This window comes from Tenacibaculum sp. TB-56 (assembly GCF_059716275.2).
In genome coordinates this window covers 831,414-855,526 of record NZ_CM201367.1, presented here as the reverse complement: position 1 = coordinate 855,526, position 24,113 = coordinate 831,414, and the positions used below count along the sequence as shown (strand labels likewise).

Genomic DNA, 24,113 nt, shown 5'->3' with positions numbered 1-24,113 from the left:
AATTTATATAAAGCCTCTTTTAAGAGGCTTTTTTTGTATGAAGAAATATGTGTTCTTATTATTTATAGTCGGTAATCAACTTCTTTTTAGTCAAGAAAAAGTAGTGCAGAAAAGAAGTATGCTGGTGCATGAACTTGAAGTGCTTACTTACGGATTAGATGATGTTGTTGTAGAAAATTCTGAAAATAATCAGTTAGAGGTAACTCTGTTTGATGAAAATCCGCATACACATAATATCCTTTTTAATGAGGAAGAAGGAGTCTTAAAAGTAAGTTTTGAACTGAGTATTCCCCCGCTTCAAGATGAAGTTTTTAGAAAGTACATAACCAGAAGACTTGAAAGAGCTCGAGTAGTAATAAAAGTTCCAAAAAATAAGCATATTACAATCCATGGTAAAACTATAGGAGTGACTTCAAAAAGCTATGAAGGAGATTTAGAAGTGTATATTGAAAGAGGAAATATAAAACTGAATACCATTTCTGGAAATATAAAAGCACACCTTTTTCAAGGAAATGTATTTGCTGATGCATTTAAAACAGATTTAAACTTAACTACAAATAAAGGAGTAATTCTAGTTAATGACGAAAAGAAAATTTCTCCATTTCTAAAGCAAAATTCATCATCATCCAAAATATTTACCGTAAATTCTATTCATGCTAATATTACTGTGAAAAGAATGGATTAATATAAGTTTGATTAAAAAAAAACTACCTCTTTCAAACTATATAAAGACGAATATAACGAAAAGCATACGGGTCTTTTTTCTAAAAGATAACTGTAAAAAACATAAGAATAGTTTTCTTATTTTTGTTTCCATTAATTTGAAATAATGTCTAAAAAATACATCGCAATACTTACCGTAGTTTTGGCAATTTTAATTGACCAAATAAGTAAAATATACATCAAAACCCATTTTCAATTAGGAGAAGAAATCATTGTTTTTAACGATTGGTTCAGAATCCATTTTACCGAAAATAATGGTATGGCTTGGGGATTTGAATTCGGTGGAAAAGGAGGGAAATTATTTTTAACATTGTTTAGAATAGTTGCGGTTACCGGTATTGTGTATTGGTTGTGGCAAACCATTAAGAAAAAAACACATACAGCAGTAATTATAGCAATATCACTAATTTTAGCGGGAGCAGTGGGTAATATTATCGATTCTGTTTTTTACGGAGTAATTTTCGATTCTTCTTACCATAATGTTGCTACACTTTTTTCTGATAATCCTTACGGAGAATTATTTCACGGTAAAGTAGTTGATATGTTGTATTTCCCAATTTATCAAGGAGAAAACTTTACATTTTTCAATGCTATTTTTAACGGAGCAGATTCTTGGATAACCATCGGAGTTGCGTTATTATTCATATTCAATAAGCAAGCATTTCCAAAGGAGGAAGAAGAAACAAAGAAGGTTTCATAAACCTCACTTTCATTTACTTTTTTTATATTTATAGAAAAAGAAAACTATGCGTTTACTAAAATACCTCGCTGTTTTTGTACTAGGATTTTTAATTGCAAAATTTTGGTATGAAAAGAAAGAGGAAAAGTATGAACAAGAAGAAATTCAAGTTGTTTTAAATGGAATTCAGAACCTGAGTAAGCTAGTGGTTTCAGAAGGAAATTTTTCTGAAATGTATAGCTTTACAGATGCCAAAAAATACTTTTACGGATATCTTACGTTTGAAAAAAAAGCAATGCTTTCTGTGAATGCAAAGGTTGAGGTTGGTTATGACTTATCAAAATTAGAAATTCAGATAGATAGTGTAGGGAAACAAATCATTATCAATAAAATTCCTGAAGAAGAAATTCTCATCTCTCCTGATATTAAATACTTCGATTTACAACAAAGTCAGTTCAATACATTTTCTAAACAAGAATTGAATAAGCTTAATGCTAAAGCCATTGAAAAGATTCAATCGACAATTACAGTATCTCGACTACAAAAAGACGCTAAAACACGGTTATTTGAAGAATTATCGAAAATTTACCAGCTCTCTAAAATTTACAACTGGAAAGTGGTTGATAATACCAATTTAGGAATGTTTGAAGAGTTATTGGTTGAGAATTAATTTTATTTACAATCAATAACAAATACTAAAAATAAGATTTTATTATTTCAATTTTTGCTAAACCAATATGTTTATTAAGGGGCATGATGAGCTATATTCTATAACTTATAAAGTATTTGGATTTCATTACTTGTTTGCTTATCTCTTGATAAGCCTAAAGTACTGTAAATAAGAAGGTGTTTTATCTTAGAGATGAGTGAGGTGTTTAATGGAGTGGTTTGTGTTTAAGATATATATTAGTATATTACACTAAATATACCAGTAAAAAAAAGTATATTTACAAAGGGTTAATTTGTACATTTGCATCCGCAAAATAAAAGCTATAAAAAATACTTATGATTAGTCTTGAAGAAAAAAAGAAAGCTACAAATTATTTTGTTTCTAAACTCATTGAATGGGGAGAGTTTAATGAGAGTAATGATTTAAGCACATTGAAAGTTCTTAAGTTATTGTTTTTTAGTAGTGCTGTTAATTCAAAAAAAGATCAAAATAGTACTTTGTTAGATGAGGTTTTTAATAGTTTTTACGCTATGCCATATGGTCATGTTGAAAGTCAGGTATATAATTTCATAAGAAGAAACGAACTTAATTATACTATAAACAACAAAAAAGCTGAAATCAATACTACTGAAAAAGGTTTAGGGTTTGATACTTTAGACGAAAATATTAAATTATCTCTGGATGCCTCTATTGAAAAACTTAAAGAAATTAATAATAACTTAATTAAAATGAACTCTTTTGAGTTGGTTGAACTCAGTCATAATTGGTTTTCGTGGAAATATTACTATAATAAAGCTAGAAATAATAATAGTTACAGTGAGAAAATACCTGTTAATATAATTAAATCAGAAGAAAAAATATTTCACCTTGATTAATTAGTTTGTGTTTATGGCTAATAATTTAGATGAAATACTTAAATATATTAAAGATGTCAAGGAAGACCTTTCTGTTATTACTCCTGTGTCTAAAGTTATTGACTTATTACCAGACATAGCTGAGATTAGAGATGAGTATGAAGACACAGAGTTACCTGAAGATGTAATAGCACATGTTTCATTAAGGATTGAAAATGCCTTTACAGATATCATAAAACTTCTTTCTCTATCTGTTTTATGTGCTGAGTATATAAGTGATATTGATTTTTTAGTTAAATTAAAGCAAATTGTTGATAAAACAGAAGATCTTTTTGATGACTTTAGTAGTTTCCCTTTAAGAACTCATGACGATTTAATTCAATTCTCTTCATCAGTTTTTATTTCATTAGAATTATATAAAGATTTTTATAATAGAATAAAAAATTATTATTCTGAAGACAGGAGAGATTATGTTTTTATTAGTAATAAACAATTAAAGAATGAATTAAAAAAAGAAAGTATTCATGATAAATCCTTAGAAGATAAAATTAATTACTTTAATACAGTTATAGTTTTAGCTAATACAGATCATTTTCCAAAGAATGATAATGAACATTTTATAAAGCTTTATAAAATAAAAGAAGGAATTGAGGATGTAAATATACCTTCTTTTTTAGAGATGAATAAAGTTATTATAACAAAGATAGAATTTCTTCAGTATAAATGGAAGGAAAGAAGACTTCAAGAAAACCCTTATCACTCAGTTTATACTGAAGATGGAGAAGAAAGAATTATTCAAGATTTTAAAACAGATAACCAAGATTTGAATAATTGGCTTGAAGTTTTTAATACTCAGTATGGAATATCTACATCAACAGACTACATAATAAATAATCGAGTTAGAAATTATAAGAATAAAGAATTAGAGGGTTTAAAACATTTTCAAATTCATCAGTTAATTAAATGTTTTAAAGACGTAGAGCCTAACCAAAGAAGAATAGAGGAGATAGCAAAACATTTAAAGAATAAAATTATTGAAGAAGATAATTTCTATGATAAGCATTCTTTAAGGGTTTTTGTGAATTATACATTGAATAATAATTTCTCTAAGTTTATTGAAAATAAGAGTGATATTAATGAGATAAAAGAGAAATTTGATTTTACTAAAAGTAATATTGTAGGGTTAAACAATAATTATTTTTTAGAGTATAAGTTTTTAAATAGGGTGTTAAAATTATTAATGCCGAAAATTGAAGAAGAAAAGCAAAATTTTATTAATAAATATAAAGATATTGTAAATGAGTGTGAAGGTATATTTGAGTCATACTCAAAAAATGTTGAGTGGTCTATTAAAGAGTTGAATTATATATTTGCACTTCCATTTAATGAATCTTTAATACCTTTTGAAATTGACAATAAAACTTATAAAGTATTTTTCGCTTCTTCATTCTCCTTGCCTCCTTCTGTAAAAGAGATGGAAGAACAATATAAAGAAATAAAAAAAGATGTTGGGAAAATTTCTTCTTACACTGAATCTGTGGAGTATTTTTCTAGTGAAATAAAAAAAATCAATAATTTAAAAGAAGAAATACAAAAAAAGGATTTTAAGTCAATTGAAATAATTGGAATTTTTACAGCTATAGTAACTTTTGTTCTTTCGACAATTCCAACGTTTAAGTTTGTGGAAACTATTACACAATCTTTATTGTTTATGTTGACGCTATCTTCAGCTATGGGGATTTTTGTGGTTTTGATATTGTTTTCTACAAGAGGTTTCGATTTTAAAAAAAATAGGTCAGCTTGGATTTTTTTATTACTATTATTATTGGTTGGAGGAATAGGCTATAATTCGTTCAAAGAGTTTAAGGTTTTAAATAAAGAAAATAATAGGCTTAAAAATGAGATAAAAGACTTGAAAAAAGAAAAAAACATGAGCCTACTGCAAAGCACAAATAGTTTAGAAATTGTTTCATTGTAAATGAAACAATGTGTTTTTTAAAATAAAATGAAGGCTAAAAAAATGCTCAAATTAGTTTTTTCATGTTAGAACACTTAATTAGGTAATTTCTTACTCAACAATCCATAAATAAACGCACCTAAAAGAGCACCTAAAAGCACAATAATCATTGGTGCTATTCCATGTCCGATTAACACAAAAATAGGACCAGGACATGCACCTGCTAACGCCCAACCCAACCCGAAGATTGTACCTCCAACTAAAGTTCTAATAAAGCCTTTTTTCTTTTCTTTAATATTGATTTGGTTACCTAAGTAATCTTTAATTTTTCCACTTTTAAAGAAATACATAAAAACTGCAGAAATAGCTACGGCAGAGCCAATAATTCCGTACATATGAAATGATTGAAATTTGAACATTTCATAAATACGATACCAAGAAACAGCTTCTGATTTTGATAAAATAATTCCGAAAACTATACCAATAATTAAAAATTTCAAATTCTTCATCTTAACCAAATATTAAAGGGAAAAGTACCCAAATCATAATTAAACCACCTGTAAAAAAACCAATTACAGCAATTAAAGAAGGTAACTGAAAGCTACTCAATCCTGTAATAGCGTGTCCTGAGGTACAACCATCAGCATAACGCGTTCCGAAACCAATTAAAATTCCGGCAACTAACAAAATGGCAAAACCTTTTAAGGTTAACATGTTTTCTATACTATAAATTTCATTTGGTACATACGTTTTTCCAGCATCAGCAAAACCTAATTCAGCTAATTCGTTAACGGTGGTAGGATTTAAATCAACTCCAGGAGTAGCAGATAAAAAGTTAATTGCTATATATCCTCCAATTAATAAACCAACTAAAAATACAATAGCCCAATCGCGTTCTTTCCAGTCTTTTTTAAAATAATCAGATACTTTGCCAGCACCAGCCATAGTACACATGGTTTCTAAGTTAGTAGATACGCCAAAGTTTTTTCCGAAGTAAAAAAATAAGAAAAGTATCAACGAAATAAGTGGTCCAGATACATACCAAGGCCAAGGTTGTAAGATAAAATCCATTTAACAGAGTTGTTTTATAAAGTGCAAATATAACGGATAATTCTTGTTTTAACGTTTGTATGGTAAGATTACACGATCTATATTTTTCAATAATTTAGAGAGTTTATTTAAAAAGAAGTACTTTTGAACCCTAGAAAGTTTACTTAATTTTAGTATAAGATGGGAATAGATTTTGTGGTTACTTGGGTTGATATGGATGACCCTAAATGGATTAAAGAGTTTTCAAAATTTTCTGATAAAATAGATAATTCTGTTAACGAAAAATCAGAAGCACGTTTTCGTGATCACGGTTTTTTAAAATATTGGTTTAGAGGTGTTGAGAAGTTTGCTCCTTGGGTTAGAAAAATTCATTTTGTAACTAGCGGACAGAAACCTGAATGGTTAGATGAAAATCATCCTAAGATTAATTTAGTAAGTCATTCTGATTTTATTCCAGAGGAATATTTACCAGTTTTTAACTCTAATTTAATTGAGATTTATATGCACAAAATTCCTGATTTGTCAGAGCAATTTGTGTATTTCAACGACGACTTTTTTATCATAAATGATATTCCTGAAACGCGTTTTTTTGAAAATGGATTACCAAAAGATATTGCCACTTTTAGAACCAATACAGGTATTTCTCAATTCGAGAAAATGTTAAAAAATAACATTCGACTTATCAATAAACATTTTGATAAGAAAGAAGTTTTTAAAAGAGATCACGATAAATGGTTTCACCCTTCATATGGTTCACGAGCAAGAATTACAAAACTATTAAAGTACTACAACAAGTTTGTAACTCTTCGTACACCACACAACGCACAGCCTTTTTTAAAGTCTACTTTTGAAGATGTTTGGAAACACTGTGGAAATGAACTTACAGGAATGTCTACACACAGATTTAGAAGCGATAACGACTACACGCCTGAGTTATTTAAGACTTGGCAGATATGTAAATCTAACTTTATACCGTATAATACGTATCAAGATACTAAGATGTTTTCTTTGGTTATAAAGTCGAAACAAGCAATTAAGGCTGTTAGAGAACAATCGTATAAACTGGTTTGTTTAAACGATAATATACACATAAGAAACTACGATAAAGTAATGCAAGAAATACACGATGCTTTTGAGAGTATCTTGCCTGAAAAATCGAGTTTTGAAAAATAGGAGGTAGTAGAACCTTTTACATTAAAAAAGCCTAATGTTTTTAAACATTAGGCTTTTTTTTATGATTGTTTTTCCATTTCAAAATCTTCCATGAACTTAGTGGTATAATTACCCGCTACGTAATCTGGATGATCCATTAATTGTCTGTGGAAAGGAATTGTAGTTTTTACACCTTCAATAACATACTCATCTAATGCACGTTTCATTTTGTTGATTGCTTCTTCACGAGTTTGTGCAGTAACAATTAACTTAGAAATCATAGAATCGTAGTTTGGAGGAATCATATACCCAGCGTATACATGAGTATCGATACGAACACCATGACCACCTGGAGCATGATAAGAAATTATTTTTCCTGGAGCAGGTCTAAATCCGTTATAAGGATCTTCTGCGTTAATTCTACATTCAATTGAGTGTAATTGTGGCTTGTAGTTTTTACCAGAAATTGGCACACCAGCCGCAACTAAGATTTGTTCACGAATTAAATCGTAATCTACTACTTCTTCAGTAATAGGGTGCTCTACTTGAATACGAGTATTCATCTCCATAAAGTAGAAGTTACGGTGTTTGTCTACTAAGAACTCAACTGTACCAGCACCTTCATACTTAATGTATTCTGCAGCTTTTACAGCAGCAGCTCCCATAGCATCACGTAATTCTTCTGTCATGAATGGAGAAGGAGTTTCCTCAGTTAATTTTTGGTGACGACGTTGAACTGAACAATCTCTTTCAGATAAGTGACAAGCTTTACCGTAAGCATCACCTACTACCTGGATTTCTATATGGCGAGGCTCTTCAATTAATTTCTCCATATACATATCGTCATTTCCAAAAGCAGCTTTAGATTCTTGTCTTGCAGAATCCCAAGCATCTCTTAAATCTTCTGCTTTCCAAACAGCACGCATTCCTTTTCCACCACCACCAGCAGAAGCTTTTAACATTACAGGATATCCTGTTTCTTTAGCGATTTTTTCACATTCTTCAAAAGTGGTGATAACACCGTCACTACCTGGTACACAAGGTACACCCGCAGCTTTCATGGTAGCTTTAGCATTCGCTTTATCTCCCATACGGTCAATCATTTCAGGAGAAGCTCCGATGAACTTAATATCGTGCTCTTCACATAATCTTGAAAACTTAGCATTTTCGGCTAAGAAACCGTATCCTGGGTGGATTCCGTCAGCATTTGTAATTTCAGCAGCAGCAATGATACGATCCATTTTTAGGTATGATTCGCTACTTGGAGCAGGTCCAATACAAACCGCTTCGTCAGCAAATCGTACGTGTAAACTTTCAGCATCTGCTTTAGAATAAACAGCCACTGTTTTAATACCCATCTCTTTACAGGTTCTAATTACACGTAGCGCGATTTCGCCTCTATTGGCAATTAATATCTTTTTAAACATGTCTTTTAGTTTATGAGTTTATTGGGTTTAGGTGTTTAAGAGTTTAGTTATGTACTAAACTTCTAAACTTAAAACTTCTAAACCAAAAATTATGATGGGTCTACTAAGAATAATGGTTGATCAAATTCTACTGGAGAAGAGTCATCTACCAATACTTTAACGATTTTACCAGATACTTCTGATTCAATTTCGTTAAATAATTTCATTGCTTCAATAATACAAACAGTATCACCAACTTTTACTTCAGTTCCTACTTCAGCAAAATTAGGTTTATCTGGAGAAGGCTTTCTGTAGAAAGTACCAATGATAGGTGATTTTATAGTTACATATTTTGAGTCGTCTTCAGTGTTAGCAGGAGCAGCTGCAGCTGGTGCTGCTGGTTGAGCAACAGGAGCTTGAGCCATCATTTGAGGAGCTTGAGCCATAGGAGCAGCAGCTTGAATAATAGTAGTTTCAGCAGCTTCGCCTCCAGTTTTAATGGTGATTTTAATATCTTCCATCTCTAGTTTTACTTCACTTGCACCTGACTTTGCTACAAATTTTATAAGACTTTGAATTTCTTTAATGTCCATTTTCCTAAATTTTAGTTGTTTAGTTTATGAGTTATATGCCCATTTTAAGTAGATAGCTCCCCAAGTGAAACCACCACCAAATGCAGCAAAAATTAAATTATCTCCTTTTTTCAACTCTTTTTCATAGTCGGCAAGTAATAACGGTAAAGTAGCAGAAGTAGTATTTCCGTACTTGTGAATATTCATCATTACTTTGTCATCTTCTAAGCCAACTCTGTTAGCAGTAGCTTCGATGATTCTTTTATTAGCTTGATGTGGAACTAACCACTGAATATCTTCTTTTGTTAAGTTGTTTCTGGTTAACATTTTTTCAGAAACATCTGCCATGTTTGATACAGCAAACTTAAATACTGTTCTACCTTCTTGGTGAACAAAGTGTTGCTTGTTTTTTATGGTTTCTTCTGATGGAGGTAAGATTGATCCACCTGCATCAATTTTTAAGAATTCACGACCAATACCGTCACTTCTTAAGTATTCGTCTTGCAATCCTAAACCATCATTATTTGGTTCAAATAAAACAGCGCCTGCACCATCACCAAAAATGATACAAGTAGCTCTATCAGTATAATCAATAATTGATGACATTTTATCAGCACCAATTAATAATACCTTTTTATAACGACCACTTTCAATATATCTAGCAGCAGTAGACATACCATATAAGAAACTAGAACAAGCAGCTTGTAAATCGTATGAGAAAGCATTAACTGCTCCAATTTTAGAGGCAGTATATACAGCTGTAGAAGCTACTGGCATATCTGGTGTAGCGGTTGCTACGATTACCATGTCTATTTCTTCAGGGTTTGTATTTGATTTTTGTAGTAAATCTTCGGCTGCTTTAATAGCCATGTAAGAAGTTCCAAGACCTTCTCCTTTTAAGATTCTTCGTTCTTTGATTCCTGTTCTGCTGGTAATCCATTCATCGTTGGTATCTACCATTGTTTCTAGCTCTTTGTTAGTTAGAGCGTACTCGGGAATATATTTTCCTACCGCCGATATAGCTGCAGTTATTTTAGTCATAGTTGTTTGTTTTGTAGTAAAACGAGTTTTCAAAGTAATGAAAATTATTTCACTTTTTTGTAGAAAAAAACATCAAAAAATACATTTTTTGACGTAAAAACATAAAAAAACCCTCAAAATAGAGGGTTTTTTAATTTTTTAAACTAGTTCTTAAGCCTCAGCAGCAGCGCTTTCTAATACTACTTGACCTCTGTAATAAAGTTTTCCTTCATGCCAGTGAGCTCTGTGGTATAAATGAGCTTCTCCAGTTGTAGGATCAACAGCTATTTGAGGAACAGAAGCTTTATAGTGAGTTCTTCTTTTGTCTCTTCTAGTTTTAGATATTTTTCTCTTTGGATGTGCCATTTTATGTCTTATTTATCTGTTAGTAAATCCTTTAATTTATCCCATCTTGGGTCTGTTGAGTCTTCTTCAACAGTTTTTTCTTCGTTTATTCTTAATTCTTCTAATTTCTTTAAAGCATCTGACTGCATTGAACCATCAGTTACACTTGGGTGTACTCTTTTGGTTGGAACCGATAACACAATTAATTCATATAGATATTGTGCAACGTTAATTTGATATGCTTCGTGTGGAAGTATCAAAATTTCATCGTGTTCGTCATTAAATTCAGGGCCAAATTTAACAACTAAGTCTAAACTACCATCAATAGGTAAGTCAAACAATTCATTAGTGACATCACAAGGAACATTAACGGTTCCGGTTATGGTAAAATTAAGCTCAAATAAAGTGCTCTTTTTTACAAAAGTAATATCAGCTTTAATGTTTACGTCATTAAATTCATCAAACTGAAAAGCTTCAAAGAACGTTTTGTCAATTTGATATTCAAATAAATGACTTCCTTCTTTTAAACCTACAAAAGGTATGTTGAATTGTTTTAAGTCTTTCATCTACAACTATCAATTTGAGCGTGCAAAGATATAAAAAATGTTTTTACTTTTATATTTTGTGTAAAAAAAATGCACTATTTTATGTTTAAAGCATTTTTAGTAAGTTCTTGATACTCTTTTCGGTTCTTAAATATTTGTAATGAGGTAAATAAAGCTTCTTTAAACGACGTTTCATTTGCTTTATTTTTACCTGCGATATCAAATCCCGTTCCGTGATCTGGAGAGGTTCTTACTTTAGTTAACCCTGCGGTGAAATTTACACCATTTCCAAACGATAAAGCTTTGAAAGGAGCTAACCCTTGATCGTGATACATGGCTAAAACACCGTCAAATTGTTCGTAAGTTTTAGAGCCAAAGAAACCATCAGCTGCATACGGCCCAAAAACTAACTTACCAGATTCTTTAATTTCGGCAATCGTTGGGCGAATAATTTCATCGTCCTCAGTACCTATAATTCCGTTATCTCCACAATGAGGATTTAGTCCTAAAATGGCAATTTTAGGTTTGTTGATGTTGAAATCTTGCTTTAATGAATTATACATGATGTCAACTTTCGACTTGATAAGCTCTGGAGTAATGGTTTCGGCAACCTTTGAAACAGGAATATGTCCTGTTATTAAACCAATACGCAATTCATCCGTCATTAAAACCATCAAGCTTTTTCCGTCTATGTTCTCTTCCAAGTATTCTGTATGACCTGGAAAGTTAAATTCTTCTGATTGTATATTCTCTTTACTAATAGGAGCGGTAAGTAAAACATCAACTTGATTTTTCTTTAAAGCAGCTACTGCTCCTTGCAAAGATTTTAAAGCATATTTACCACCTTCTTCAGTAATTTTACCTAAATCAATTTTAGCCTCCTCTTTCCAAACATTCAGTAAATTGATTTTTCCGTGAACTAATTTATCTATCGAAGTAATTCCGTGGACACTATTATTAAGATTCAACGCTTTTTTGTGGTATGAAATCAGTTTGTTTGAAGCAAACAACACAGGGGTACAGAAATCTAACATTCGTTTGTCTTCAAAAGTTTTTAAAATAATTTCGATACCAATTCCGTTGATGTCTCCAACTGAAATTCCAACAATAATTTTGTTTGCTTTATCCATAGTTTACTTTCGTAGGTAAAGTTGTATTTTTGATGCTAACAAAAGTAACTAAATTTTTATAGAATGTTTACCGGAATAATAGAAACTCTTGGAACGGTTAAAGGAATAGAGCGTGAAAAAGAAAATTTACACCTTACAATTCAAAGTACAATTACCAACGAGTTAAAAATAGATCAAAGTGTGGCTCATAATGGAGTTTGTTTAACAGTAGTGGCAATTAATAATGATGAGTATACAGTAACAGCAATAAAAGAAACTTTAGACAAAACCAATATTGGCGATTTACAAGTAGGTGAAGAGGTGAACCTTGAAAGAGCGATGAAATTAGGTGCTCGTTTAGACGGTCATATTGTACAAGGACATATAGACGGAACTGGGGTTTGTAAAAATATTGAAGATGCTGATGGGAGCACGGTTTTTACGTTTTCTTACGATTTTGATGGAAGTAATGTAACGATTGAAAAAGGTTCTATTACCATTAACGGAGTGAGTTTAACAGTTGTAAACTCTAAAAAAGATGAATTTAGTGTGGCAATAATCCCTTATACCTTTGAGCATACTACGTTTAAAAATTTTACAATTGGTAGCAAAGTAAACTTAGAGTTTGATGTTATAGGAAAGTATGTTGCTAGGTTAACTCAGTTTAGATAATAGGAGAAAACCTCCAATAATTATAAAAACCATAAATATATTTCGATATGTTTATGGTTTTTTCTTTTTTCATGACAAAAATCATGAAAATCAGCGTGTTATATTCGTATCTTTGAGAAAGTGTATAAAGCTATAAGTTATGGATATATCGGTTTTTTTGTTGAAATTTTGGGGCTGGTATTGTATTATTTTCTTCTTTGTTTTGAGTTTTAATCCGAAAAGGGTAAAACAAATAGTAGATAACTTACAAGATGCCCGATTCTTAATTATCCTTTCGCTTTTTGCAATTATTATAGGGTTACTTAATGTCTTAGCTCATAATATTTGGGAACCAAACATTAAACTATTAATAACCTTATTTGGTTGGTTAGCCTTAATTAAAGGAATTATTCTCTTCACTTTTCCAAAACAAACCATCAACTTATTAAAACAAACCAATTTAAAGTTTATACAAGCTATATATGTTTTATTGTTCTTTTTAGGATTGTTTTTGTTGAATGAAGCCTACGGAATAGTGCCTTTTTAAACTGAATTTGCATTAAATATGAAAATGAATACTGATAAAATTTCAATAGTAAAGAGTTCTGGAGAAGTAGTGCAGTTTTCACTCACCAAGTTGAAAAAATCTTTAAAACGAACTGGAGCCGATGATGAAGTGGTAGCTTCTATTTTAGAAACCGTTCATGATGAATTGTATGAAGGAATAACCACAAAAGAAATTTATAATAGAGCCTTTGCTTTATTGAAGAAAAAGAAAAATGTATTTGCTTCAAGGTATAAGTTAAAGAAGGCTATATATGAGTTAGGTCCCACTGGTTTTCCTTTTGAACATTTTATAGGAGCTATTTTAAAATATTCAGGGTATAAGGTAGCTGTGGGAGAAATTTTACAAGGTGAATGTGTACAACACGAAGTAGATATAATAGCACATAAGAATAATGAAACCACCGTTGTAGAGTGTAAGTTTCATAGTGAGGAAGGTCTCGTTTGTAATGTTAAAGTTCCTTTGTATGTTCATTCTCGTTATCGCGATGTTAAAAACCATTGGAATACATTTAAAAAACACGATACAACTTTGACTCAAGGTTGGGTTGTAACAAATACAAGGTTTACTAAAGATGCAACTCAGTATGGTAATTGTGCTGGATTATACCTGTTAAGTTGGGACTATCCTCTGGAAAATAGTTTAAAGGATATAATTGATCGTTTAGGACTGTACCCTATTACGGTTTCAACTTTACTGACAAATAGAGAAAAGCAGTTTTTATTAAATAGAGATGTAGTACTGTGCAGAGAGTTAATAAAAGATAGCTTTTACTTAGATCATTTAGGGGTTTCTGATACTAGAAAGAAAAGAATTCTTGCAGAAATACAACAATTGTGTAACGCTTAAAACAAGTAATGATGCTTAATTTTGCTAAAGTTCATTTTTTAGGATCAGCAGGTACAGTTACAGGATCAAAGTTTTTGCTCGAAGCGTACGGTAAGAAAATTTTGATTGATTGCGGTATGTTTCAAGGACTCAAAGAGCTTAGAGAGTTAAATTGGAAAGAACTTCCTGTAGATGTAAACCAAATCGATATAGTACTATTAACACACGGGCATCTAGATCATGTAGGGTTTTTGCCAAGATTGTACAAACAAGGATTTAGAGGAAGGATTGTTGGAACAGCCCCTACTTTAGCGATTGCAGGAATTATTTTAAAAGATAGCGCAAAGATTCACGAAGAAGAAGCAGAAAAAGCAGCTCTAGAACATTATAGTAAACATAATCCTGTACTTCCTTTTTATACAATTGCTGAAGCTGAAAAAACAATAACCTTATTTGAAGCTGTAGAGGAAGGAGAATGGATTTCTTTTTCAGATGAAATATTATATAGATTTCAATATAACGGACATATCATAGGAGCTACTTTCATAGAATTAAATATCAACAAAAAGCGATTTGTGTTTTCTGGAGATATTGGAAGGCAAAATGATTATTTGTTAGAAAAACCCAAAAAACCTGAGTGGGCAGATTATCTTTTTTTAGAAAGTACTTATGGTCATAAACTGCATCCCACAGAAGATATAGAAGAAATTTTATCAGAAACGATTAAAAAAACCATTGTGCAAAAAGGAAGCTTAATCATTCCTAGTTTTGCTGTTGAGCGTTTACAAATGTTAATGTATGTTTTATGGAAGTTGTATAAGAAAAATAAAATCCCAAACATTCCCATTTTTGTAGATAGCCCGATGGGGAATAATGTTTTAGAGGTTTTTAAACGATATCCGCAATGGCATAAATTACCGATGGATGAATATGTAGCTATGTGTAATCACATTACTATTGTAGAATCGTATAGAGAAACTTGGGAAACTATTGATGATCCGAGATCTAAAATAATAATTGCAGGAAGCGGTATGGTAACTGGTGGTAGGGTTTTAACTTACTTACAACAAATGATTGATGATCCTACTACGACGATTCTGTTGGTTGGGTATCAGGCAGAAGGAGCTAGAGGAAGACAATTACAAGAAGGATGTCATGAAATAAAGTTCTTTGGACGATATTTTCCTGTAAAGGCAAGAGTTAAAAGTATAGAAAGTTTATCTGCTCATGCAGATCAGCAAGACTTGTTAGATTGGTTAAGTGAGATAAAAAACATACCAGAAGAAGTGTTTCTTATTCATGGAGAACAAACAGCTTTAGATGCTTTTAGGGTGAAAATACAAAAAGAGAAAAATTGGAATGTTTGTATTCCAAAATTACATGCTATAAAAGAGTTAATGATATAAAACGAAATGTCTAATCGTAAAAGCTAGCTCAATGAAAACAACAAACACATATGTGAAATATGTTGAGTGGTTGAGTGCAGAAGATATGCATTCAACCTCAAAACAATGGCTGTCTGAACTTTCTTTTTTGAAAGATGAACAACTCTTTTTTGAAGATTTAATTAGAAAGTATATTTTTGAATTAATAGCTCCTGATCAATTTAAGGGAACAACTAAAATAGTTGAAGAGTTAGGGAAATCTAGAAAAAAAACAGACGAATTAATTAAGCTTGTAGAGGCTCATGAAAGAGGGTTAGAAGTAATGGTAGATGGAGTAGATCAAGTAATAGAGGAAGAAGTTTATAAAAATGAACACCGAAGATTAATTATTGAAGTAAGTGAGTTCTTAAAAGGATATCGATGCTTAAAAGAAACTCTCTTTAATACTGTGAAAGAAATCGCAAAATCAGAGAAAAAAAGAATTGAGTAACAAAAAAAACGGAGCTAATTGTTAGCTCCGTTTTTTATGAAGGCTTATCTTTTAATATTTTAAATAAGGGGTTATCATTTTATGTTTTTAAATTTCAATATATTAGTGTATTAAATATCGTGTATAGATGAAAACCTCAATGGAAAGAAAGAATTTGTATGGCTATATTATAAATAGTCTTATGGTTGTAGCACTTGGTGTTGTTTACTTAAAACAGATGAATAACACTACGGATGATAGTTTGTGGAATTGGATTTCACTGGGGTTAATAGTTGTTATTTTAGGGATGTTAACAACTGTGTTTTTTATTTTAAGAACACAGCTTAAAGCAAAAAAGAAATCGGAAGAAGAATTGTTAAAAAGTCAAAAATTACTGCACTCAATAATAGAAAATACAACCAATGCTATTTCCGTGAAAAAAATAAACGGTGAGTATATGTTGGTGAATAAGAAGTATCAATCAATTTTTGAAGCCTATGATAAAGATTTAATAGGAAAAACCGATCATGATATTTTGCCAGAAGAATTAGCTGATAAATATCTTGATGCCGATTTAGAGGCAATGAAGTTGGGAAGAGAAATTCAAGTAGAAGAGGTAATTAAACAGCCTGATGGAGAGCATACATATTTATCGGTAAAGTTTCCTTTGTTTGATATTTCTAATAGGGTATATGCTATAGGAAGTATATCTACAGATATTACAGAAAGAAAAATGATTACGGAGTCGCAAAAGGCGGCAGATACTTTTTTTAACATTTCAATAGATAGTTTGGTGATAGCATCTAAAGAAAGGTTTTTAAGAGTCAACCCTTCTTTAAGTAATCTTTTAGGGTATACTAATGAAGAATTGTTGAATAACCCGTTCGCTACTTATGTCTTCCCTGAAGATATTGAAATGACAAAGGAGGCGATTAAAAAGTTAGAAGGTGGAGTGAATTTAGTAAGTTTTAAAAATCGTTGGATTTGTAAGGATGGAAGTATTAAGTGGCTGTCTTGGAATGCTACTTCTGATACGGCTACTGGAACATTATATGCTGTGGTTAGAGATATTACAAATGATTTGTTGCTGCAAGAAGAGAATGAAAGAAGAATGAATGATTTGTATGAGAATCAGCAAAAGTTGAATATGATTATAGAAAATATTAGTGATGGAGTATTGGTGGCTAATGCTGAAAAGCAAGTTGTGTTAGCTAATGAGGTTGCTAACGAGCTTTTTGGTATTGAAGATGACTCTCAAATATCAATTGATTTTTCAGATCATTTTAAGGTGTTAAATCCATATGATGGAAAAGTTTTTCCAGCTCAAAATCTATCTGCAGAATTAGCTTTACTAGGTAAAATTACCAACGATATTGATGTATTGTTATTGAATAAAGAGACGAATACTATTAGGAGAGTTTTACTGAGTGGAAGGCCTATAATAGATAATGAAAACAACATAGCAGCCGTTGTTGTAACCATTAAAGATATAAGTAGGTATAAGAGATTAGAGGCAGAATTAGAAAAAAAAGATCAAGAGTCAAGAAGGAGAATTGGATTTAAGAGTGATGAATCAAAAAAGGAGGAATAATATTATCGTTGAGTTACCTGCAAAAACTATTTTCCTTTAGTTTTTTGGGAGTGGTTAGGGGGTGCCGATAAGCAAAGGAGGTTTCTAATAATGTTAGTTTTATTGATGTTTACAAGGGAAGTGTTTGTTTTTTTGAAGATTAATTTTATCTCGGTTTTTATTTACTTTCATTTTACTTTATATAATCTTTAAAATGTTGCAGGCGTTTTAAAATATTATGTAAGTATGTAATTGTTGCAATTTATGTAAAACATCTATTTTTCTTATATAAATTAAGGATTGTGAAATTAAGATAAGCATTAGTTTGTAACGAATCTTATGCCTATAAATATTGCTATAGATTAAAGTTTTATATTAAGCGTTTCTTCTTTGCTAAGGTAATCGCTTCAATCTTTGAGTGTACTTGTAGCTTCTTATATATATTTTCAATATGCCTTCTAACTGTTGATGGTGAGATAAACAAATTTTCAGCTATTGAGGTATATGGTAACCCTGTTGCTAATTGTTCTAAGACTTCAATTTCTCTACTTGTTAGTTTTACATTTTCTTCTTCATTTTTTTGTAAAGATAAAGGAGTGCGTAAAAGATTTAGTGCTTTAAGAGCTATAGATGGAGTCATAACAGCGCCACCAGTAAGGGTTTTTGTGATAGCATTATAAAGAGTTTTTGGTTCGTCGTCTTTTAATAAATAACCATCTGCTCCTGCTTGTATTGCATTAAAAATTTGTTCGTCATTATCAAAAACAGTAAGCATAATTATTTTTACTTGCGGATATTTTCGTTTTATTAATGCAGTGGCTTCTATGCCATTTTGTTTGGGCATATCAATATCCATTAATATCAGGTCAGTATTTTTATTTTCGCTAAGTTTTTGTAAGCATTCTAATCCGTTGTTGGCTGTAAATACGATGCTTATATCTTCAAAAAAAGAGAGGCTTTCTTTGGTGCTTTTTATTAAAAAATTATTATCATCTACAATGGCTACTCTAGTTTTCATACCTTATGTATTGTTGTTTTTGGAATTATAAAACAAAATGAAACTTCAACCCCTTTTTCTAGTTCAGTTTGTATGTTGAGTTGACTTTTTAATTCTATGGATCGTTTTCTCATATTCAATAATCCATTGCCTAATTCTACGTTTTTTTCTATAAAGCCTTTGCCGTTATCTTTTACAGAGAAACATATATTATCTTCTTTTTTATAAATATGGATGGTTATTTGTGAAGCTTTTGCATATTTAAGAGCATTATTGGTAGCCTCTTGAATAATGCGAAATGCATTCAGTCCTTGTAAGGATGTAAAGGTTACATCTTCAGGAAAATTTTCATCTACATTAACAGTTATATTAGTTTTATTTTGTGATTGTTTCGCTTTTTCGATAAAATTTGCAATTCGAGAGTGTAAATCTTTAATAGAAATATCTGATTTATTCATTGCCCAAACGGTATCTCGTAGTTCTTGCGTAGTTACTTTTGCAAAATCTTTTATAGTATCTAATTTGCTAGTTAATTTTTCATCTTTGTCAGAAAGATAATATTTAATAGTATTAATTGCAGCAACAATAAAAGATAATTGAGCTCCAATGTTATCGTGTAAATCTCTTGAAATAGATAATTTTTGTTCTTGTAATTTGTTTTGATGTTCTATTTTTTCAATAGCAAGTTTTAGTTCATTTTCTCTTTGTTGTTTAATATTTTTTAGCACTTGTTGTTTGTATAATAAAAAGCCAATGACACTAATAATTACCGCTAAAGTAGTTAACCCGAAAATCCATAAATTTCTATTTTTTAAATGAAGTTTATTTTTTGCAATTTCAGCTTTTTGTTGTAGTATTTGATTTTCTTTTTCAACTGTTTCGTATTTAGTTGTAATTTCTTCTATATTTTTTAATTTTTCTATATTGTATAAACTATCGTTAAGAATGTTAAATGCTTTAAGGTTATTAAAAGCCTTTTTATAATTATTAACATCTTCATAGTTTTTCATCATTTGCTGATAGTTATAGCGTTGTATGTCTGGAAATTTAATTTTTTTTGCAATAGTGTTGCTTTTTTCAAAATAATTATTAGAAAGTTTATGTTTTTTTACTTCTTTGTAATACTCACCTAAAGCAGTATAATTAAGCATTAGTGCAAATTCATCTTTTCCTTTTTGACGAACTTTTAAGGCTTGTTGTAAGTAACTTTCAGCCTTTTTATAGTTTTTAATAAGGAGTTGATTATTACCAAGAAATTCTAGCGAGTAACCTATGCCAAGAGAATCGTTTCTTTGCTGTTGTATTTGTAGTGATTTTAGAAATCTTTTATTAGCTTCTGTATAATTTCCTTCAGCATTAAAAACCGCTCCACTTTCATTGTTAATTCGGGCAATTCCTTCTAAATTAGAATCGTTTTGATATAAAGTTAATGCTTTGTCATAAAAATATAAAGCCCTATCTGATTGTTGTAATTTTCTGTACATTCTAGCCATATCATCGTATAACAGCCCTAACTTTTTGTTATCATTACTTTGTTCCAATTCTTTTAAAGCTTTATGGTAATAAACGGAAGCACTATCTATATTTCCTTTTTTTCCTAATGAAAGACCTATTGTTCTTAAAAAATCTCCCTTATTAATCTTGTCATTGTTTTTGTTAGCAAGCTTTAAACCAAAATGGGCTAACTGTATAGATTCATCAAATTTTGTTGTATATATTTTCTTAATGTTTTCTTGTAGAAGGTTAATTTTTTTGTTGTAGTTAGGTTCTTTTTGTACAGTTAGTTTAATACTATCTAATAAGGTTAATCTTTGTGAATGTAAATTCAGTGAGAAAAAAACTATAAAAATAATCGTTATGATCTTTTTTAATTGCATGAAATACATTAGTTTATTTTATGTAAATGTATTAATTTATTCATTATTAACTATTTGTTTTTAAGTAGTTTTAATGAGGTTATGAGTAGTTGTTTAAGAGAGTCGACCACTATTTCTAACTCTTTTTTATTTTTGAAGGCAGAAATTTTTTGTTCAATTTCTATCAATTGTTTGTTAATAATTGTGTCGGTTTTTATTTTGTCTTCTAGAGTTTTTGTGTTTAGAACTTTAAAGTGGTTTTGTAGTTCTTTGTTGTTAAGTAGATGAAGATTATTGTATTCGGAAAAAAAATTAGAAGTAGCTTTATAGTAATACCTAAAGAACAAAAAATTAGTATAAATAAAAGAGTAAGTGCAATCATATATTTAAAATTATTATTTTCTTCTTTTTATTTTTAACCATTTTATGGTTGCCCAAATTATAATGATAAATAAAATACTTATTATAATAATGGGTGAATAGGTAACAAAAAGAACTAATAAAGTAGGAAAACTAATCCAATAAGAGTCTTTTACATCATAAGGGCTTTTAATTTCAATTGGGTTGTATGTTAAGTTATTTAAAGGTATAATAGCTAATTTATCAACAGTTATAAATAAATTTTCGGCTTCTAATAAAATATTTTCAAAAGAAAAGGCCTCCTCTTTTTGGTGATATGTAATAACTAAATTGTCTTTTGGTGTAGGAGAAAAATTAGTCTTTGTGCCTGTGTATAGTTTATGTGTTTCATTATAACGAAAATCAAATCCTGAGGAAAGTCCTTTTATATCAGAATCGTTTAATTCGTCCATTAATTCAATGTAAAAATCACCATGTTTTATGGGGTTTTTCCATACACTTCCGCTTTCTAACAGATAAATAAATGCATTTTTACTTTCGCTTTCATAACCTTTCTTTACTCTTGCATTGTTGGTGTTTACAATGAAATACACTTCTACTTTTTGTAGCTCGTTTGGGGTGAATTCCATGTTCCAAACTTTCCAATTATCACTAAATGGTATTGTTTTTTTGTAATTGTTATTGAGTTCTGGATGTGCTTCTTTAAGTAACGGTAGCAAATTATTTTTGACTCTTATTTTAAATTGGCTTAATGAATCTAAAGTAACGTGGTTAATTAAGTTAAAACAGGGCCGTCTCTGTAAATAAGCATTTCAATTTTACCAGTTTGTTTACTTATTTTAATTGCAGTACCGTCAATTAGATGCTTTTTATTATATGTTTGATATGTATTTGTTCCGCCTGATTGTATTACCATGTTAGGCCCCACTAGTAAGACTTGATTAGCTTAAAATCATAGGAGATCACCATTACCATTAGTAAAAGACTCGAATGTTATTCTGTGTTTTTTTTAAATCTTTTTCTTAATATGCTTACGGAATTCTTGCGATGCATAACTTGTGCTTATTATAAAAATAAGCTACAATATGCATGCCTCCTTAATTTTAACTTTCATAATAATTGATTTTTTTGAATATTATTTATATAGAGTCTTAAAAAACAAACACTAATGTTAAAAAAACTTTCGGTTAAACTCATTCACATGATGTTCTAAAAACTTTGTAATAGCTTGTGCTACACCTTTTTCGTATTTATTAGCGTTTGCTTTTATTAATGCAGTGTTTTCTACCGAAATATTATCTGCTCTATACATTTTTCCAAAAGCAGTTTCTATGCCTATATAATCTGTGTCGGTTTTTGCAAAAGCTTGTATTTTTTCTTTACCTACTACGTCATTTATTTGTAGATCTTTTTTTAGTACTCCCGTGTACGTACCAAGTGGCGAACTACCAATATTATGTTTTCCTGACACAAAATCTATTGCCGAAACACACAAGTAATTTTTCTCCTTTGATTTTCCTGTCAATCCTATTTTGGTAGTAAACGATTTGTTTTTTACTCTACTTTTTACATGCTCATACGCAGCAATACGTAAATTGGTGTTAGCAGTAATCTTTGCTCCCCTACCTTGATATGGTTTTTTTACGTCAAGAAATAACACATATACATCTGCATTAATAATGGTAGCATCATTTAATTCTGACGATAATTTTGAATATGTACGTATTTCACTAGTAATGCTATTACGTCCGTCATCATTTTTTAATCTATTGATACTTCCTAAAAATCCACCTTGCTTTTTCTTACCGTCATTGGTAAATCCTTTTACAAAAAAAACAGTATTTTTAGGGTAAACAGTTATCATACCAGGAACCTCTGATAGGCTCATTTCCATATTTTCAAAACGTTGATACCCTTCATAATACTTTGTGTTTGCGGCTGTATCTCCATTCAGTACATTAAATCCTTTTGATTTTAAATCTTGTATAAAATTTTGGTAAGCATCATCTGTTATTTGTTGCAGTGTAGTAGCAGGAATATCCATACCTACAGCTAAAGAAGCTTTTGTTTTACCAGATAATGCTCTCCCCATAAAACCACCATTTGTTTCTGTAGTTTTTAGATTATATAGCTGATAGTTTACTGAAAAATTAGCGATATAAACATCTTTAGATTTAAATTTTCTAGAGCCGTAAGCACCGCGTTGTTCTTTGGGTTCAAAGTCTCCCAAATTTTGAGAATTAGTAGTGAGTAAAGAGCCTAAGCCTAGCATTAATATAAATAATTTTGTTCTCATAATTATTTTTAGATTTTGTGTAGCAATATTACACATAAATGTAATGCTAAAAAATAGGGCATCTGTACCATTTTTTATGTACGAACAAAAGAGGTGAAGATGTTTTTATTAACTCCTAAACACAGGAAATCGATTAATTTGTTATTTGCTATGCCAAGTAATTCATACTTGTAAAGGATTCGGAAAAAACTTATTGATTTTTAACCACTTGTTAAAGAGCTTATTTATAGTGATTTTTTTTGTAGATACATATGAAAAATTGTAGCTGTTTTTACTTTTACTAACATAATAGAGTATATAGATTAGCTGACGTTTGAATCTTGATTTTAAATAATATATTCAGTTCAAAATATAAATGTTACTTGTTTATTATTTATCTCTGTAATATCTCTTTTTATGTATTTGTAAATTTCGTAACTTCTTTTTGTATCTACTAATTCTAAATCAAATTTCCAATTTTCATATTGCATACCTATTTTAAAGTGTTAAATCCATATGATGGAAAAGTTTTTCCAGCACAAAATCTTTCTGTAGAATTAGCTTTACTAGGTAAAATCACCAAGGATATTGATGTATTGTTATTGAATAAAGAGACGAATGCTATTAGGAGAGTTTTACTGAGTGGAAGGCCTATAATAGATAATGAAAACAATATAGCCGCCGTTGTTGTAACTATTAAAGATATAAGTAGGTATAAAAGATTAGAGGCGGAATTAGAAAAAAAAGATCAAGAGTCAAGAAGGAGAATTGGATTTAAAAGTAATCAATCAAAAAAGGAGGAATAATATTATCGTTGAGTTACTTGCAAAAACTATTTTCCTTTAGTTTTTTGGTAGTGGTTTGGGGGTGCCGATAAGCAAAGGAGGTTTCTAATAATGTTAGTTTTATTGATGTTTGTAAGGGAAGTGTTTGTTTTTGTGGTTTTTACGAAACAAAAAAGCTTCACAAAAAGTGAAGCTTTAAAGGTGGTCCCACATGAACTCAGTATAAATATTATTAAATATAACAAAACCCGCTTAAATATTGCTTGTGTAGCTTGTTTTTAAAGGGTTTG

The 24,113-nt window shown here is 30.3% G+C and carries 26 protein-coding genes; 13 read left to right on the top strand and 13 right to left on the bottom strand.

Annotation, left to right across the window (positions count from 1 at the left end):
- The first annotated feature begins 37 nt into the window (after positions 1–37).
- The 5 genes from AC3VI6_RS04200 (at position 38) to AC3VI6_RS04180 (ending at position 4,904) form a co-directional block, all read left to right on the top strand.
- Positions 38–685, top strand: coding sequence for a hypothetical protein (locus AC3VI6_RS04200; RefSeq protein WP_497705271.1), 648 nt, complete (start codon positions 38–40; stop codon positions 683–685).
- A 144-nt stretch (positions 686–829) separates the two neighbouring features.
- Positions 830–1,423, top strand: coding sequence for a lipoprotein signal peptidase (locus tag AC3VI6_RS04195; RefSeq protein WP_497705270.1), 594 nt, complete (start codon positions 830–832; stop codon positions 1,421–1,423).
- A 46-nt stretch (positions 1,424–1,469) separates the two neighbouring features.
- Positions 1,470–2,072 (top strand): DUF4230 domain-containing protein, encoded by a 603-nt coding sequence (locus AC3VI6_RS04190; RefSeq protein WP_497705269.1) that lies wholly within the window; start codon positions 1,470–1,472, stop codon positions 2,070–2,072.
- Between the two features lie 335 nt (positions 2,073–2,407).
- Positions 2,408–2,947 (top strand): type II toxin-antitoxin system antitoxin SocA domain-containing protein, encoded by a 540-nt coding sequence (locus AC3VI6_RS04185; RefSeq protein ID WP_497705268.1) that lies wholly within the window; start codon positions 2,408–2,410, stop codon positions 2,945–2,947.
- Between the two features lie 13 nt (positions 2,948–2,960).
- Positions 2,961–4,904 carry a hypothetical protein gene (locus AC3VI6_RS04180; protein WP_497705267.1) on the top strand — a complete coding sequence of 648 codons (1,944 nt, stop codon included), beginning with the start codon at positions 2,961–2,963 and terminating at the stop codon, positions 4,902–4,904.
- Between the two features lie 74 nt (positions 4,905–4,978).
- Here AC3VI6_RS04180 and AC3VI6_RS04175 read toward each other — a convergent pair whose 3' ends face one another.
- Together AC3VI6_RS04175 and AC3VI6_RS04170 are read right to left on the bottom strand one after the other, a co-directional pair.
- A complete protein-coding gene (locus AC3VI6_RS04175; RefSeq protein WP_497705266.1) occupies positions 4,979–5,392 on the bottom strand; it encodes a DUF6691 family protein in 414 nt (137 codons plus the stop codon).
- A 1-nt stretch (position 5,393) separates the two neighbouring features.
- Positions 5,394–5,954, bottom strand: a complete 561-nt coding sequence (locus tag AC3VI6_RS04170; RefSeq protein WP_497705265.1) for a YeeE/YedE family protein — start codon at positions 5,952–5,954, stop codon at positions 5,394–5,396.
- A gap of 159 nt (positions 5,955–6,113) precedes the next feature.
- Between AC3VI6_RS04170 and AC3VI6_RS04165 the strand changes: the two genes are divergently transcribed.
- Positions 6,114–7,106, top strand: coding sequence for a stealth family protein (locus AC3VI6_RS04165; RefSeq protein ID WP_497705264.1), 993 nt, complete (start codon positions 6,114–6,116; stop codon positions 7,104–7,106).
- Positions 7,107–7,165: 59 nt separating this feature from the next.
- Here the strand turns inward: AC3VI6_RS04165 and accC are convergent, their stop codons facing one another.
- The 6 genes from accC to pdxA all read right to left on the bottom strand — a co-directional run bounded on the left by accC (position 7,166) and on the right by pdxA (position 12,103).
- Positions 7,166–8,512, bottom strand: a complete 1,347-nt coding sequence (gene accC, locus AC3VI6_RS04160; RefSeq protein WP_497705263.1) for an acetyl-CoA carboxylase biotin carboxylase subunit — start codon at positions 8,510–8,512, stop codon at positions 7,166–7,168.
- A gap of 89 nt (positions 8,513–8,601) precedes the next feature.
- Entirely contained in the window at positions 8,602–9,084 is a 483-nt protein-coding gene (gene accB / locus AC3VI6_RS04155; RefSeq protein WP_028892217.1) for an acetyl-CoA carboxylase biotin carboxyl carrier protein, read from the bottom strand.
- 24 nt (positions 9,085–9,108) lie between these two features.
- Positions 9,109–10,104, bottom strand: a complete 996-nt coding sequence (locus tag AC3VI6_RS04150; RefSeq protein WP_274634965.1) for a beta-ketoacyl-ACP synthase III — start codon at positions 10,102–10,104, stop codon at positions 9,109–9,111.
- A gap of 150 nt (positions 10,105–10,254) precedes the next feature.
- Positions 10,255–10,449 carry a 50S ribosomal protein L32 gene (rpmF, locus tag AC3VI6_RS04145; protein WP_047789948.1) on the bottom strand — a complete coding sequence of 65 codons (195 nt, stop codon included), beginning with the start codon at positions 10,447–10,449 and terminating at the stop codon, positions 10,255–10,257.
- Between the two features lie 8 nt (positions 10,450–10,457).
- On the bottom strand, positions 10,458–10,994 hold the full coding sequence (locus AC3VI6_RS04140) for a YceD family protein (RefSeq protein WP_497705262.1): 537 nt from the start codon (positions 10,992–10,994) through the stop codon (positions 10,458–10,460).
- Between the two features lie 74 nt (positions 10,995–11,068).
- Positions 11,069–12,103 (bottom strand): 4-hydroxythreonine-4-phosphate dehydrogenase PdxA, encoded by a 1,035-nt coding sequence (gene pdxA, locus AC3VI6_RS04135; protein WP_497705261.1) that lies wholly within the window; start codon positions 12,101–12,103, stop codon positions 11,069–11,071.
- A gap of 63 nt (positions 12,104–12,166) precedes the next feature.
- On the opposite strand from pdxA, the gene AC3VI6_RS04130 reads away from it, so the two are divergent.
- From AC3VI6_RS04130 to AC3VI6_RS04105, 6 genes are all read left to right on the top strand, one after another.
- Entirely contained in the window at positions 12,167–12,754 is a 588-nt protein-coding gene (locus AC3VI6_RS04130) for a riboflavin synthase (protein ID WP_497705260.1), read from the top strand.
- A gap of 139 nt (positions 12,755–12,893) precedes the next feature.
- Positions 12,894–13,280 carry a hypothetical protein gene (locus AC3VI6_RS04125; RefSeq protein WP_435253723.1) on the top strand — a complete coding sequence of 129 codons (387 nt, stop codon included), beginning with the start codon at positions 12,894–12,896 and terminating at the stop codon, positions 13,278–13,280.
- A gap of 24 nt (positions 13,281–13,304) precedes the next feature.
- Complete coding sequence (locus AC3VI6_RS04120) at positions 13,305–14,147, top strand: restriction endonuclease (protein ID WP_497706568.1); 843 nt, start codon at positions 13,305–13,307, stop codon at positions 14,145–14,147.
- 11 nt (positions 14,148–14,158) lie between these two features.
- Positions 14,159–15,532 carry an MBL fold metallo-hydrolase RNA specificity domain-containing protein gene (locus AC3VI6_RS04115; RefSeq protein ID WP_497706567.1) on the top strand — a complete coding sequence of 458 codons (1,374 nt, stop codon included), beginning with the start codon at positions 14,159–14,161 and terminating at the stop codon, positions 15,530–15,532.
- A gap of 31 nt (positions 15,533–15,563) precedes the next feature.
- Positions 15,564–16,001, top strand: coding sequence for a hypothetical protein (locus tag AC3VI6_RS04110; RefSeq protein ID WP_497705259.1), 438 nt, complete (start codon positions 15,564–15,566; stop codon positions 15,999–16,001).
- Between the two features lie 127 nt (positions 16,002–16,128).
- Positions 16,129–17,571 carry a PAS domain-containing protein gene (locus tag AC3VI6_RS04105; protein ID WP_497705258.1) on the top strand — a complete coding sequence of 481 codons (1,443 nt, stop codon included), beginning with the start codon at positions 16,129–16,131 and terminating at the stop codon, positions 17,569–17,571.
- Positions 17,572–17,920: 349 nt separating this feature from the next.
- Here the strand turns inward: AC3VI6_RS04105 and AC3VI6_RS04100 are convergent, their stop codons facing one another.
- From AC3VI6_RS04100 to AC3VI6_RS04080, 5 genes are all read right to left on the bottom strand, one after another.
- On the bottom strand, positions 17,921–18,568 hold the full coding sequence (locus AC3VI6_RS04100) for a response regulator (protein ID WP_299001590.1): 648 nt from the start codon (positions 18,566–18,568) through the stop codon (positions 17,921–17,923).
- Positions 18,565–20,424, bottom strand: a complete 1,860-nt coding sequence (locus AC3VI6_RS04095; RefSeq protein WP_497705257.1) for a tetratricopeptide repeat-containing sensor histidine kinase — start codon at positions 20,422–20,424, stop codon at positions 18,565–18,567. Before AC3VI6_RS04095 ends, AC3VI6_RS04100 begins: the two co-directional genes overlap by 4 nt.
- A gap of 374 nt (positions 20,425–20,798) precedes the next feature.
- On the bottom strand, positions 20,799–21,482 hold the full coding sequence (locus AC3VI6_RS04090; protein WP_497705256.1) for a hypothetical protein: 684 nt from the start codon (positions 21,480–21,482) through the stop codon (positions 20,799–20,801).
- A gap of 56 nt (positions 21,483–21,538) precedes the next feature.
- Positions 21,539–21,679, bottom strand: a complete 141-nt coding sequence (locus tag AC3VI6_RS04085; protein WP_497705255.1) for a hypothetical protein — start codon at positions 21,677–21,679, stop codon at positions 21,539–21,541.
- A gap of 255 nt (positions 21,680–21,934) precedes the next feature.
- On the bottom strand, positions 21,935–23,059 hold the full coding sequence (locus AC3VI6_RS04080) for a hypothetical protein (RefSeq protein ID WP_497705254.1): 1,125 nt from the start codon (positions 23,057–23,059) through the stop codon (positions 21,935–21,937).
- A 482-nt stretch (positions 23,060–23,541) separates the two neighbouring features.
- On the opposite strand from AC3VI6_RS04080, the gene AC3VI6_RS04075 reads away from it, so the two are divergent.
- The gene (locus AC3VI6_RS04075; RefSeq protein WP_497705253.1) at positions 23,542–23,844 is read left to right on the top strand and encodes a hypothetical protein; all 303 of its coding nucleotides are present in this window, start codon (positions 23,542–23,544) and stop codon (positions 23,842–23,844) included.
- Positions 23,845–24,113 lie beyond the last annotated feature (269 nt).